Raw genomic sequence first — 14403 nt, forward strand, 5'->3', positions numbered from 1 at the left:
AATTATTTGCTCCATTTTTTACGTTGCCAAGAAGCAACTGAAATTACAAATAAACAACTCATTATAATGAGCAACGAGAAGTTCGCTTTTTGTAATATAAAATGGTTGACTAACGAAAAACTAAGTCCCATAGAGGTTAAGAAAATAAAAAAGGAACTAACTAAATTTTCTTTTGAAGTAATTGATTGTGGTTTCATAAAACTATTTATTTTTGATTACTACTCGTAAGTAATCAAACAATTGAAACGTTACAAAAAAAGAATAAATTATTTTAATAAAGGCGTAAACAAAGGTCTTAGCGAATATATTTTATAGAAAAAATCGCTAATAGATAAGTTCCAACATAGCTAAGAATCGTTTTAAAAAACAATCTTTGCTAGTAATTCTAAAAGTTGATTGATCTCTTCTTTAGAATTAAAACTATGCAAACAAAAACGCAAACGCTCTTGTCCAGCAGGAACAGTTGGTGACAATATGGCTTTGACATCAAAACCATTTTTTTGCAATTCACCAGCAATCCTTTTTACGTTTTCATTCCCGGGAATAATGGCACTTTGAATCGCTGATTTACTGCGAACAAAGAGCTGTTTTAAACCCATCAAAACTAGCTGTTGATTAAAATAGATGATGTTTTGCTTTAAATCTAGAATGCTTTTTTTATCGCTTTCTAAAGACCTATATGCAACTAAAATTCCAGCAACAGCGTGCGGAGAAAGTCCGGTCGTGTAGATGAAACTTCGAGCAAAATTAACGAGATAACTTTTTAATTCTTCTGATGCTAAAATTGCTGCTCCATGACAACCCAAACCTTTTCCAAAAGTCATAATCCTGGCAAAAATGTGGTTTTCCAATCCAAGCATCTGAACCAATCCTTCGCCATTTTCTCCAAAAACTCCTAATGCATGCGCTTCATCAATTACTAAAAAACAATTGTATTTATCCGACAGCGCTACTAATTCTTCCATGTTAGGACAATCGCCATCCATAGAGAATACGGATTCAGTAACAATATAAAGAGTAGCATTGGGATTTCGCACTATGATTTTCTCCAAATCTTCAAAATCATTATGATTGAATTTATAGGCTTTTGCGTTTGACATTAAAATACCATCCCGAATCGAAGCATGACAAAGCTCATCATATAAAATAATATCGTTGCGTTGCGGCACAGCGCTAAAAAAACCAACATTGGCATCGTAACCCGAATTAAAAATTAACGCTGCTTCTGACTGATTAAATTGAGCTATAAAATCCTCTGTCTCTAGATATAATTTATGATTTCCAGAAAGTAATCTAGAACCAGTAGCACCATTTTTTTTAAGATTACTTTGAATCAAATACTCATGGGTTTGATTAAAAACAATTTCTGAATTTGCTAAACCAAGGTAATCATTGGATGAAAAATCGATTAGATTATTAGGAATACCTAGTTTACGAAGAGAATTTGATTCAATTCGCTGCGTTAATCGATCAGATATTGATTTTGGAAATCTTTTCATAGTTTGTAAAAATAATAAATTTCTAACAAGTGAATTGCATTTATCACAAAGTAGTTTTAACACATTTTAATTTATTAAAGTTACTTTCAAATAAATAATTTCAGTTTGAAATGGAATGCAAAGTCAACTAAATATTCAATTATAATTATTTAAAAACCCAATTTTAAGCTGCTATCATTTCTTAAAACTAATAAATTATAAATGTAAAAATTATATAAAAAAAAAAGCCAAACATTGCTGTTTGGCTTTTATACTAATTATAAACCGTCTTAGTCAACTAAAACGATAACTTTATTATCTTTCATTTCAATTGTACCTGAATTGATAGCTAATGTATAGTTTTGATCATCCAGCTTCGTGAATTTACTTGCTACTTCTTTTGCAAAAGTAAAATTAGAAGCTGTAATTTTCACCACTCCTTGTTCTAAAATTGAAACTATAGGGGCGTGATTATTCAAAATTTGAAAGCTTCCGTCAATTCCAGGTAAGGTAACCGAAGTTACTTCTGCTGAAAATAATTTTGCTTCTGGTGATACTATTTCTAAAATCATTTTTATTGCTTTAGGCTTTAAGCTTTAGGCTTTAAGCATTTTTAATATTATGCTTCTGCTAACATTTTTTCTCCAGCTTCGATCGCTTCTTCAATAGTTCCTTTAAGGTTGAAAGCAGATTCTGGCAAGTGATCTAATTCACCATCAATGATCATGTTAAATCCTTTGATAGTATCTTTAATATCTACTAAAACACCTTTTAAACCTGTAAATTGCTCAGCAACGTGGAACGGTTGAGATAAGAAACGTTGAACACGACGTGCTCTAGAAACAGATAATTTATCTTCTTCAGATAATTCTTCCATACCAAGAATTGCGATAATATCTTGCAATTGTTTGTATTTCTGAAGAATTTCTTTTACTCTTTGTGCACAGTCATAATGCTCATCACCTAAAATTTGTGGAGTCAAAATTCTTGAAGTTGAATCTAATGGATCAACTGCAGGATAGATTCCTAATTCAGCAATTTTACGAGACAATACAGTTGTAGCATCAAGGTGAGCAAATGTAGTTGCTGGCGCCGGGTCAGTTAAATCATCCGCAGGAACGTAAACCGCTTGTACTGATGTAATAGATCCTTTGTTTGTAGAAGTAATACGCTCTTGCATCGCACCCATTTCTGTTGCTAATGTTGGTTGGTATCCTACTGCAGATGGCATACGACCTAAAAGTGCCGAAACCTCTGATCCTGCTTGTGTAAAACGGAAGATATTATCAACGAAGAACAAAACGTCTTTTCCTTGATCAGTTCCTGCTCCATCACGGAAATACTCAGCGATAGATAATCCAGAAAGTGCTACACGAGCACGAGCTCCAGGAGGCTCATTCATTTGACCGAAAACGAAAGTAGCTTTTGACTCTCTCATTCCTGGCATATCCACTTTAGATAAATCCCATCCTCCATTTTCCATAGAGTGCATGAATTCATCACCGTATTTTATAATTCCTGACTCTAACATCTCACGAAGCAAGTCATTTCCTTCACGTGTTCTTTCTCCTACTCCTGCGAATACAGAAAGTCCACCGTGACCTTTTGCAATATTGTTAATCAATTCCTGAATCAATACTGTTTTACCAACACCTGCACCACCAAACAATCCAATTTTCCCTCCTTTTGAGTAAGGCTCAATTAAATCGATTACTTTAATACCTGTGAATAAAACTTCAGATGAAGTTGATAAATCTTCGAAACGTGGCGCTTGACGGTGAATAGACATTCCGTTTTCACCTGTTTTTGGCAAGTTTCCTAAACCATCAATTGCATCACCAATCACATTGAATAGACGTCCGTAAACATCAGCACCAACTGGCATTTGGATAGGGTTTCCTGTTCCAACTACTTCATAACCTCTACTCAAACCATCTGTTGAGTCCATCGAAATGGTACGTACGGTATTTTCACCGATGTGAGATTGTACTTCAAGTACTAATAAAGTACCATCTTTTTTTGTGATTTCTAACGAATCATAAATTTTTGGAAGTTCAACATCCTTACCGTTGAAAACTACGTCAACTACTGGTCCAATGATTTGGGCAACTTTTCCTATTACTTTTGACATTACTTATGTATTTATTAAATAGCTATTTAGGTTTATGAATTAGTATCAACCGAAACGTATCGATTACATGCTTTTTTCAGTTTGCAAAGATAATTTTTTAAAATAAAAAATCAACATCTTTTTGTTATAAAAAAAAGAAAATTTAAATCATTTCATAAAAACAGATTTTAAATAACAAAACCGTTCATTTCTATTTGTAAAATAAAAAAAACCACCACGTTACAAAAACGGGTGGTATAGGCAAAAATACTACAGATAACCTACTATAATGAAGCTGGATATAAAATTGGATACAATCCTAAATTAACCTTTGGCAATGTCGAACCGTATTTGGTGTTGATTGCTGCGCTAAAATAATTTGCGATCAAAGCATAACCTCTTGGACTTGGATGAACACCATCAAGAGAAAATGAACCTCCCGTTACGTAGGTTGAAGTCATTGTAAATCCATTACCAACTATTCCTACAGATGACAATTGATTCATAATTGTCTTCGTGTCCACAAAAGCCAACCCTTTTGCATCGGCAATTGTTTTTATCGTTACATTATAAGCATCTGTCGCTACTACGATTTCAGCAACTTCAGCTGGTATTAAAACATGTTTGTCTTGAAGAGGAAATGTAATTCCAAACTTATTCAATGGAGACGGAGGAGCCATACCTAATCCTGAATCTAAAGCTGTTGGAGCAGTTCCAATAACAGATTGTACAGGCAAAACTACTAAGTCTGCAGCTGTAGCTTGTCTTGCCTGACCAAAAATAGCTCCGTAAAATGCTGCTGTTTGAGGTCCTAGATCACCAGTTAAAACAGCAGTTAATTGAGCTGATAAATTAGGCAATGACTCATCCTTAATTAATAACGGATTAGAAACTGTTTTTGAAAGCAAATTAATCCTACTACCTGCATTCAAATATGTCAATGCATTTTTCAAAGGGCCGTATAGTTGTGCATTAAGCGCATCAATCGTTGCGTTACCAACCGGAACACTGCCTCCACCTAAAACACTTGCAGTTAAAGGATTAAAAGGAACAGTAGTAAAATAAGGAAGCGTACTAACATAAGGAAGATTAGCAACTACGCCTTTAGCGCCATTAGCTGTCAAACTATTAACCATACCCGAATAGACACTTGCAAACACAGAAGGATCTGTAATGTCATTCCCTCCATAAGTCCCTGGATTTAAATTACCTGTTTGATTTACACCAACACCACCAGAGGTAGCATACCCCAAAACATCATTTCCTCCTATCCATAAAGAAAAGAAAGTAGGAGCTTGCACCATAGCATCACCAACTACCGTTGCACCAGAAGTAGTTGCAAATCTTGCAAAATAAGGATTTGCAGCTCCAGAGGCTACTCCAGCTACATTACCGTAACCTGGCGCAATTAAATGATAACTTTTAGCTCCTGGAACTCCTAAATTATTAAACGGACCAACAATACGAGTTGACACTTCTGTAGTAGGATTACCACTTACAGCAACCGGTCCTACACCATTAAAATACAAACGGGTTCCTGCTATAATATTTCCACCAAGAAGCAATCCTCCTTTATTGTCTGAAGTAAGCGGTGTCTTAAAATCTCCTCCACCCGCTAATTTAAACTGTTGAGCTAAAACGTTTACGTAAGAACCCTGCTGTCCCTTAATGAAAAGGGCACCATCACTATAACCTGCAGCAAAGGAATCTCCTAAGGCAACGTATTTTGCAAAATTAGCTGACCCTGGAACTACAGTTGCTTCAGCCGAAACCACATCATCATCATTATTATTACATGCTACTAAGCTTAAAGAAACTAATAGTAGCCATTTTAAATTTTTTATCATTTTTTCTGTGTTTTTTATTAACGACTGATTTTTAAGGATTGATTGTCCAAGACGCAAAAAATTGCTGTCCTATTAATCCAGCTCCTAATACCTGAGTGTATTCTTTACCTCCAATATTCGAAGCACCCAACTTAATTGTTGATTTTAACTTGAGGATGTTATAATTAATTTGAGCATCAATTACAGTAGCAGCATCGATCATGCCGTCAACCATCGTAGATTGCCATAAATATTCACTATTCCATCTTCCACTTACATTAAAACCAAAATTATCGAATAATTTTTCGTTTCCAAATGATGCTTTTACTCTGTGTTTTGGTGTATTAAAACCCGCTTCAAAACTCGGATCTTTAGCTTGATCAAATTTGAATTCTGCATAATTATAGTTCACACCTACTTCAAAATCTTTATATACTTTTTTAGAAAGACCCACACCAAATCCCATTGATTTAATTTCAACGTCGGTATTAGTATAGAGTTGATAAGCTCTGAAATTGCCATTTTGAAGCGCATGTATAGATTGAGTTCCGGCATTTGTAGGTCCTGCTAAAGGATTTGGAGCGTCTTGTGCTGTTCCATAAAGTGGCGCTACTACATTTAAATTACCAATAAAATCATTGTATATATTGTAATATCCGTTCAAATCAACAGAAACACCATTCAAGAAAGAACGATAACCCAATTCAAAAGCCTTTACTTGTTCTGGTTTCACATAATTAACGTTTGTTTTTTTCAATACCGCAGGATTACCAGAAGCGCTCAAAGCCGCAACAGAAGAAGCAGTATACGAATTGTTATAAGCATTTAGACCAGTAACAATCACATTAGCAGATCCAGCAAACGCCTGTCCTACAGCTGTTGAAACGGGTAATGTTTCACTGTACCTGGTTAAGTTATCAGGGGCAGATCCTAATAAAACTGCATTTCCTACATTAAAACCAATGTACTGATCTTGAGTTGATGGATTTCTAAAACCTGTTTGATAAGAGGCTCTAAAGTTATGCTTCTTGTTTTCACCACCCGAATAAACCAGTGATAATCTAGGCGAAATATTACCATCGAAATTTTTAGATTTATCGTAACGCACAGAACCCGTAAATTTCAATCTATCATCTAATAACTTTTTTGTCAATTGTGTGTATGCACCATAATCATTATAATGTATCGGGCCATTAGCATCGGTATAAATTCTTCCATGAGAGTTCAACTCATACTCTCTGTATGAACCACCAACTTGAATTTCTGCAAAATCAATTAAATCTTTAAAATTATAATTTACATCAGTGTGGTAAATTTTAGAATTGTCAACCAACTTAGAACCTGAAAGCACACTCGCTTCACTAATTACACTATTAAATGCACTTTTAAATGCAGCTGTTCCAGGAATCAACCTTCCGGTATCTGCTACACTTCTTGCTGCGATATGCGCTTGTTCTGGAGTTGCACCCCCTAATGTAGATGTTACATACTGACCCGCATACTGACCAAACCATGTCTTATCATCTTTCCAAACTCTGTTTACATTAATACCTGTAAAAAGCATATCGTATGATTTTCCTCCATCTTCATTGGTAGTATACCCTCTTACAAAAAAGTTTTTCCCTTTTAATTCTAATTTATGTTGTTGCATAAAAAAATCATTTAGGTAATATCTATTAGCCCCTTGATAAACCGCGTTACCGTAACCAAATTTACTTTGCCAAATAATTTCGAAATCATTTTCAAAAGGTTTATAATGAAGAGAAAAGTCAATTTTGGTATTACTCGCTTTATTATCTGTCAAGCTGGTTTCATCGTATCCTGTTCTGCTCACGTTATAATCTGGCAAAAGATTTATAGCTCCAACGGGAATTAAACCTAACGCTGCCAATGATTGCCCAACTCCTTTTAAATTGGTACTCACTTCATCACCATACACATTTATCCCGTCATAATTAGGATTACTCCTATCTCTTCCTACAACTGTTTTATCTTTATAATTAGTAGCATACCAATCCGTACCTCTCATATAAGTAAAGTTCGCTTTAGCAGCGAATTTTGGACTAAAAGCATGTGCAATTCTAATTCCGTAATCAACATAGTCATTACTTCCTGCCGCATTTTGAACAGTCTGTCCATATTTAGCATAAGCGGTAATTCCTTGACTTGTAAAAGGACTTTTACTATTCATAAACAAAATACCATTAAAGGCATTTGCACCATACAAAGCAGAAGAAGCACCAGGCAACAACTCAACGCTCTGAACATCAATTTCAGAAACACCTATCATATTACCTAAAACAAAATTTAATAAAGGAGAAGAGTTATCCATTCCGTCTACTAATTGCATAAAACGGGTATTAGCTACCGTTGCAAAACCTCTAGTGTTAATGGATTTAAAAGTCAAACTACTCGTATTCATTTGAACTTCTTTCAAGTTTTCCAGTCCTTCATAAAAAGTAGCAGAAGCTGATTTTTTTATATCTGCAATTCCCATTCTTTCGATAGTAACAGGCGACTCAATTACTCTTTCTGGAGTTCTCGAAGCAGACACTACAATTTCATCTAATTTGTTTTCCTCATCTAAAAGTTGTACAGAAACCTTTTGATTTGCCGAAGAAATAGTAACTTTTTTAGATCCAAAACCAACACTAGTTACCTCAATGACAAACGGAAGTTTTTTTGAGGATTGTAACTTAAAAGAACCATCAAAATCGGCGACAGTACCTGACGAATCACCAACGACTTTAATATTGGCTCCAGGAATAGGTTGGTTGTTACTATCGGTAACAAAACCTGTAATTGTATTTTGCGCAAAAGTTAGACTGCAAAAAAACAAAGACAAAAAAAGTAAATACACTCTCATTTGGTTATAATTTGTTGGTTTATCACGCCAAAGTACAAATATTTTTGATATTAATAAAAAAAGTGTTTAAATATCTCATTTTTGATAGTTAATTCACACCATTTATACATATTATACAATTAATTTTAACCCTCTATTTTAGAGAATACTATCAAAACGGCAAAATACCACTATGCGTGCATATAAAAAATACACATATATCAAAAAAATTATTAATTTCTAAAAATATGATAAAAGTGATATAACCAACATAATTAACGTTTCTTTTACAAAGAAATCAAAGTTTTAAGCAAAAAAAAAAGCCTTGAGAAAATCCTCAAGGCTTGATTATAAGTAGTATATAAAACGTGTTACTCTACAGTAACTGATTTAGCTAAATTTCTAGGCTGATCTACATTACAGCCTCTCATTACCGCTATGTGATAAGATAATAGTTGCAAAGGTATAGTTGTAATCAAAGGAGACAAGGCATCCGATGTTTCTGGAATTTCAATAATATAATCTGCCAATTCACGGACTTGAGTATCCCCTTTCGTTACTACAGCGATGATTTTTCCACTTCTAGATTTAATTTCCTGAATATTACTCACGATTTTATCATAATGTCCTTGTTTAGGCGCTATTACAATAACAGGCATAAGCTCATCAATCAATGCAATTGGTCCGTGTTTCATTTCTGCAGCAGGATAACCTTCCGCATGAATATAAGAGATCTCTTTTAATTTAAGTGCACCTTCAAGAGCAACAGGGAAATTATAACCTCTTCCTAAATACAAACAATTAGGCGCATCTTTAAATACAGCAGCAATTTCTTTTGCTTTTTCATTAGTTTCTAAAGCTTCTTTAACTTTTTCGGGAATAATTTCAAGCTCATTTAAATAAGCATGAAAAACCGAAGTAGACAAAGTCCCTTTTGCTTTTGCTAAACGCAAGGCAATCATTGTCAAAACTGTAATTTGTGTGGTAAATGCTTTTGTTGATGCAACACCTATTTCTGGACCAGCATGCGTGTAAGCACCTGCATGAGTTTCTCTAGAAATAGAAGACCCTACTACATTACAAACTCCAAAAACAAAAGCTCCATTTTCTTTTGCTAGTTTAATTGCAGCCATAGTATCTGCCGTTTCTCCTGATTGAGAAATAGCAATAACAACGTCATTTCTATTTATGATTGGATTTCTATATCTAAATTCAGAAGCATACTCTACCTCTACAGGAATTCTAGTAAATTCTTCAAAAATATATTCGGCTACTAAGCCAGCATGCCATGAAGTACCACAAGCAACAATAATAATCCTTTCTGCGTTTAAGAATTTCTCTAAATTATCTTCAACACCTGCCATTTGAATTAAACCTTCATTGGCATGAAGACGACCTCTATAAGTATCTTTAATGACACTAGGTTGCTCATAAATTTCTTTCAACATAAAATGGTCGTAACCTCCTTTTTCAATTTGCTCCAAATTCATTTGTAGCTCTTGTATTGTAGGATTAACCAAAGAATCATCTTGAATTTTACGCACTTTCATAGGTTTGTGTAACCTAATATTTGCCATTTCTCCGTCCTCAAGATATACCGCATTTGAAGTATATTCAATAAATGGCGAAGCATCAGAGGCGATAAAATACTCTCCTTCTCCAATACCAATTGCTAAAGGACTACCCAAACGTGCGGCAACAATCTCATTAGGTGTTTTTTTATCAAAAACAGCAATCGCATACGCTCCAACCACTTGGTTTAAAGCTACCTGAACTGCTTTTCCTAATTTCAAATTATCTTTTTTCTGAACTTCTTCAATAAGATTAACTAAAACTTCAGTGTCAGTATCAGAATGAAACACATAACCTCTTTTTATTAATTCTGCTTTTAGAGGTGCATAATTTTCAATAATTCCATTATGTATAATAGCTAAATCACCTGAATTTGAAATGTGAGGATGTGAATTAACATCATTGGGAACACCATGTGTAGCCCAACGTGTATGACCAATTCCAATAGTACCATTAAGCGTGATTTCTTTTTCAGCTCTTTCTTCAAGATCTGAAACCTTTCCTTTCGCTTTAGCAACTTTCATTTCAAGACCATCATACAACATGACACCAGCACTATCATATCCTCTATACTCTAGTCTTTTCAATCCTTTTATTACAATAGGATAAGCTTCTCTATATCCAATATATCCAACGATTCCGCACATAAATTTCTTTTAATTTGGTTTTGTAAAATAAATCTCCAATTTTAATCTTTTTTCATCTGGAACGGTAGATTTTCCGCTGTATAAAACGGTCCCTAAAGGGTTCATTACAGAAGCTTTTGGTGCTTGTGAAATAAAAGAATTAGCCGTTTTAAGTTTAGATGAAACAGTATTTGCAATATTTTCAGTAACTACTAAGCCTAATTTAACATTAGTAGAATCCTTATTGTTTATCAAATTTCTAATTTGATTTGTAATTCTAATTTTATAAGTAGAACCTCTTTTAGTAGTCGCATCCAATTTTAAAAGTCCTCCAAAAACCACTTTAGATTTTTTAGGAAAACTAACATTAGAAGTTGGATCAGAGTAATCAATTATTGGACGATTATTTTTAAAATCATACAAATAAACCCTCTGTGGTTCATCAGCACCAGTCATAGCACTAGCATCGATGTGAAAAACTAAATTAGCTTCATTAACTAAAACTTTTTTACCCTTACCAGGATTTCTCAAATCATCTAATTCATCTGGAACTCCGTTTGGACCAGAAGTTAGATTGCCATTACTATCATATCCCTTTATATCTTTTTTATCAAACAATTCTAAAACAGAAACGGAACCTTGTCCCCCTTTTAAGTACAAACGCTCATCTCCCGCAACGTTGTCACCAACACTAGGCAAACTATTATACGCAGATCCACTAACAGTATAATCATTTTTCAGTAAGCTTACTGTATTTCCAGACATATTAAGAACAATAGTTTTCTTTTCACGAGTTGGAGCACCACCAGTAGTGGAAGCCAAATCTTGATTATAGGTAATTGTTATTTTACCTGCTTTAAAATTAAGCATGGCTAAATTTCCTGCGCTAGATCCTGATTTCTCAACTTTAAAATAAAGCCCTTTAAAATGATTTCTAAAAGCTTCATTAGAGGCCAATTTACCTGAACTGATAGCGTCTAAAATTTTAGTTTTAAAATAGGCTTTGTTTAAATTCAAATTCATTGCAGGTGCAATATATTTTGTAGTCTTTACACCTGTCAAAGAATCTTTGACATCTACAACATCTTCGGAGGAATCAAAGAAAAATTCATTATTCTGAGAATCATCATCACTATCATTTAATACAGTTGGTTCTTTTTTAGTATCAAATAAATCATTTTGATCTGTAAAAAAAGTTTGTTCCTGATATCCTGTAATAGGTCCCGGATTTACCATAGAATATCCAGATTCATAAACACTTAATTTCATTTTAGCCATCTGTGGACCATAAATAGAATCTAGAACATAAACATGACTGCCATTAGCATTGGTTTTTGTTTTAGTTTCATCAATATAATAAGGAACTGTCAAAACTACACTTTCTACATAAGGTCTAGCACCAATTGAAGTTACAAAAGAAGACAAAGCCAATTGCGTATTAAAATTTGCAGTTGTCTCACCAAAAACAGGATTATTATAAATACCTAACGGATTTACATCAAGATTATTAGATTGAATCGGACCTGTTTTTAGATTATAACCTAAAACACTATATGTGGTACTTGCTAAATTAAAATTATTTCCACCAATTATATCGCCACCAACTTCATTGTAATCTTTATCACAGGAATACAAAACAAAAACAGTCGCTACTAAAAGAATTTTCTTAAAAAAAGAATTATTATACATATTTATCAAAAAAGTTTAATTTAAAGAACTTGGTCTCTATAGAAATTAGTGTACGCTTCGGCGAAAGCATCTTTCGAGCCGAAAGGTAAAAAAGGTTTTCCCGAAGATTCTATAAATTTTGTTAAACTTGAAGGCACGTTATTTGAGGCAATAATAACTGCATCAGAATGACTAATAGAGGCTTTTAAGATGTTTTCGTAGTTTGGCACTTCTAGATCAGCTATTGCTTCTGCGGGAACTCCATCAAACTTTACTTTATTAATCATTCCCATATTCAAAGTCCCTTCAAAAGAGGGAGAATAAACAGAAGTGACAATTTTAGTTTCAGAAAACAGAGCTTCGTTTTTATAAAAATGCTTCATATAGATAGGCAACATAGCCGCCATCCATCCATGAACATGAATAATATCCGGAACCCAATTCAGTTTTTTAACTGTTTCAACCACACCTTTTGCAAAGAAAATAGCACGTTCGTCATTATCTGGGAACATTACACCTTCTTCATCTGTAAAAGTTGCTTTTCTTTTAAAATATTCATCATTATCAATAAAATAAACTTGAATTCTTTCTTTAGGAATAGAAGCTACTTTAATAATCAATGGCATATCCAAGTCATTTACAACCAAATTCATTCCCGAAAGTCTAATTACTTCGTGTAATTGGTGTCTTCTCTCGTTAATATTTCCATACCTAGGCATAAAAATTCGTATCTGTCCACCTTGGTCATTAATCATTTTAGGAACGTCATAAGACATTAAAGAGACCTCGTTTTCAGCGAGATAAGGTACCACTTCAGATGATACATATAATATCCTCTTATCTTTCATATTATAATTTGCTTAATTTATTGGCAATAAAAACCAAGCAAAATTACAAAAATTTATGCAGTTATTAACTAAAATAGTAAGTTTGCATTTAATTTTAATAATACTGCCATGCCTATTTTCTACGGAAAAGCAACTTTAATGGATCATTTGAAATCGATTAAAACACCTGATTCTACTATTGGATTTGTTCCAACCATGGGTGCTTTGCATCAAGGACATTTGGCTTTAATGCGGCAATCATTATTGGAAAACGACAATACAGTGGTAAGTATTTTTGTTAATCCAACGCAATTTAATAACCCTGAAGACTTAGCTAAATATCCTAGAACTTTAGAAGACGATATAAAAAAATTAGATAATTTAGATCCTTCAATTATATTATACGCTCCTTCTGTAGACGACATTTACGAAGGAAAAGTCGTTTCACAAAATTTTGATTTCGACGGTTTAGAAAACCAAATGGAAGGTAAATTTAGACCGGGACATTTTGATGGTGTTGGCACAATAGTAAAACGCCTTTTTGAAATTGTAGCACCCACAAAAGCGTATTTTGGAGAAAAAGATTTCCAGCAATTACAAATTGTAAAAAAAATGGTCGCTAAAAATGGTTTAAAAGTAGTAATCATTGGATGCCCAATTTTTAGAGAAGAGAATCACCTTGCTATGAGCTCAAGAAATGAGCGCTTATCCTATAAAGAAAGAGAAGATGCTGCTATTATCTATAAAATACTGAGTGCTGTAAAAGAGAAATTTAAAACAGAAACCACAAAAGAAATTTCTGAATGGGTAAGCGATTATTTAAAAAAAGATGCTCATTTTGAATTAGAATATTTTACAATAGCAGATGAAGAAACCCTTTTGTCTTGCACAGAAAAAATAGAAAATAAAAAATACAGAGCTTTTATTGCCGTATTAGTCAATAACATCCGCCTAATAGATACTATTTCATTAAATTAATTTACTTTTGTACCATGCAAATTCAAGTTTTAAAATCAAAAATTCATCGTGTTAAAGTAACCGGTGCCGATCTTAATTATATCGGTAGTATTACTATTGACGAAGCATTATTAGAGGCTTCTAATATGATAGAGGGAGAGAAAGTTTCTATTGTAAATATCAATAACGGCGAACGCTTTGAAACATACGCTATAAAAGGAGAGAAAAATTCAGGAACAATAACTCTGAATGGTCCAGCGGCTAGAAAAGTTCAAAAAGATGATGTAATCATTATCATCTCTTACGCAACTATGGAGTTTGAAGAAGCTAAAACATTCAAGCCATGGGTTATTTTTCCAAATGAAAAGGATAACTCGCTAACCTAATAGTCTTATAAAACTCTTTAGTCTTTTATAAGAGCAGTTTAAAATTCAAGCCACTGATTCTCTATTTTATACTTTAAAATAGAAATTCAGTGGCCTTTTATTTGCAAA

At 33.5% G+C, this 14403-nt stretch carries 11 protein-coding genes; 2 read left to right on the plus strand and 9 right to left on the minus strand.

Annotated features, from left to right (window positions below):
* Nucleotides 1–2: 2 nt before the first annotated feature.
* From MW871_RS00450 to MW871_RS00490, 9 genes are all read right to left on the minus strand, one after another.
* Complete coding sequence (locus MW871_RS00450; RefSeq protein WP_188049141.1) at nt 3–197, minus strand: hypothetical protein; 195 nt, start codon at nt 195–197, stop codon at nt 3–5.
* A 162-nt stretch (nt 198–359) separates the two neighbouring features.
* Nucleotides 360–1499, minus strand: a complete 1140-nt coding sequence (locus MW871_RS00455; RefSeq protein WP_248427206.1) for an aminotransferase class I/II-fold pyridoxal phosphate-dependent enzyme — start codon at nt 1497–1499, stop codon at nt 360–362.
* A 269-nt stretch (nt 1500–1768) separates the two neighbouring features.
* On the minus strand, nt 1769–2050 hold the full coding sequence (locus tag MW871_RS00460) for a F0F1 ATP synthase subunit delta/epsilon (RefSeq protein ID WP_188049143.1): 282 nt from the start codon (nt 2048–2050) through the stop codon (nt 1769–1771).
* Nucleotides 2051–2097: 47 nt separating this feature from the next.
* Entirely contained in the window at nt 2098–3609 is a 1512-nt protein-coding gene (atpD, locus tag MW871_RS00465) for a F0F1 ATP synthase subunit beta (RefSeq protein ID WP_188049144.1), read from the minus strand.
* Between the two features lie 263 nt (nt 3610–3872).
* Nucleotides 3873–5435, minus strand: a complete 1563-nt coding sequence (locus tag MW871_RS00470; protein ID WP_248427207.1) for an SGNH/GDSL hydrolase family protein — start codon at nt 5433–5435, stop codon at nt 3873–3875.
* Nucleotides 5436–5466: 31 nt separating this feature from the next.
* On the minus strand, nt 5467–8280 hold the full coding sequence (locus tag MW871_RS00475; protein WP_248427208.1) for a TonB-dependent receptor: 2814 nt from the start codon (nt 8278–8280) through the stop codon (nt 5467–5469).
* A gap of 350 nt (nt 8281–8630) precedes the next feature.
* A complete protein-coding gene (gene glmS / locus MW871_RS00480) occupies nt 8631–10478 on the minus strand; it encodes a glutamine--fructose-6-phosphate transaminase (isomerizing) (RefSeq protein WP_188049147.1) in 1848 nt (615 codons plus the stop codon).
* A 9-nt stretch (nt 10479–10487) separates the two neighbouring features.
* A complete protein-coding gene (gene bamH, locus MW871_RS00485) occupies nt 10488–12146 on the minus strand; it encodes a BamH family beta-barrel-assembly machinery protein (protein WP_248427209.1) in 1659 nt (552 codons plus the stop codon).
* 20 nt (nt 12147–12166) lie between these two features.
* Nucleotides 12167–12973, minus strand: a complete 807-nt coding sequence (locus MW871_RS00490) for a glycogen/starch synthase (protein WP_248427210.1) — start codon at nt 12971–12973, stop codon at nt 12167–12169.
* 108 nt (nt 12974–13081) lie between these two features.
* On the opposite strand from MW871_RS00490, the gene panC reads away from it, so the two are divergent.
* Together panC and panD are read left to right on the plus strand one after the other, a co-directional pair.
* Nucleotides 13082–13930 carry a pantoate--beta-alanine ligase gene (panC, locus tag MW871_RS00495; RefSeq protein ID WP_248427211.1) on the plus strand — a complete coding sequence of 283 codons (849 nt, stop codon included), beginning with the start codon at nt 13082–13084 and terminating at the stop codon, nt 13928–13930.
* A gap of 14 nt (nt 13931–13944) precedes the next feature.
* Nucleotides 13945–14295 (plus strand): aspartate 1-decarboxylase, encoded by a 351-nt coding sequence (gene panD / locus MW871_RS00500; protein ID WP_188049151.1) that lies wholly within the window; start codon nt 13945–13947, stop codon nt 14293–14295.
* The last annotated feature ends 108 nt before the right edge of the window (nt 14296–14403 follow it).

The sequence above is a fragment of the Flavobacterium pygoscelis genome, from assembly GCF_023162025.1.
Taxonomy (GTDB): domain Bacteria; phylum Bacteroidota; class Bacteroidia; order Flavobacteriales; family Flavobacteriaceae; genus Flavobacterium; species Flavobacterium pygoscelis.

Excerpts from the sequence above, each read along its gene's own strand:
- MW871_RS00450 (WP_188049141.1), bottom strand. The coding sequence starts at position 197 with ATGAAACCACAATCAATTACTTCAAAAGAAAATTTAGTTAGTTCCTTT.
- MW871_RS00455 (WP_248427206.1), bottom strand. The coding sequence starts at position 1,499 with ATGAAAAGATTTCCAAAATCAATATCTGATCGATTAACGCAGCGAATT.
- MW871_RS00460 (WP_188049143.1), bottom strand. The coding sequence starts at position 2,050 with ATGATTTTAGAAATAGTATCACCAGAAGCAAAATTATTTTCAGCAGAA.
- atpD (WP_188049144.1), bottom strand. The coding sequence starts at position 3,609 with ATGTCAAAAGTAATAGGAAAAGTTGCCCAAATCATTGGACCAGTAGTT.
- MW871_RS00470 (WP_248427207.1), bottom strand. The coding sequence starts at position 5,435 with ATGATAAAAAATTTAAAATGGCTACTATTAGTTTCTTTAAGCTTAGTA.
- MW871_RS00475 (WP_248427208.1), bottom strand. The coding sequence starts at position 8,280 with ATGAGAGTGTATTTACTTTTTTTGTCTTTGTTTTTTTGCAGTCTAACT.
- glmS (WP_188049147.1), bottom strand. The coding sequence starts at position 10,478 with ATGTGCGGAATCGTTGGATATATTGGATATAGAGAAGCTTATCCTATT.
- bamH (WP_248427209.1), bottom strand. The coding sequence starts at position 12,146 with ATGTATAATAATTCTTTTTTTAAGAAAATTCTTTTAGTAGCGACTGTT.
- MW871_RS00490 (WP_248427210.1), bottom strand. The coding sequence starts at position 12,973 with ATGAAAGATAAGAGGATATTATATGTATCATCTGAAGTGGTACCTTAT.
- panC (WP_248427211.1), top strand. The coding sequence starts at position 13,082 with ATGCCTATTTTCTACGGAAAAGCAACTTTAATGGATCATTTGAAATCG.
- panD (WP_188049151.1), top strand. The coding sequence starts at position 13,945 with ATGCAAATTCAAGTTTTAAAATCAAAAATTCATCGTGTTAAAGTAACC.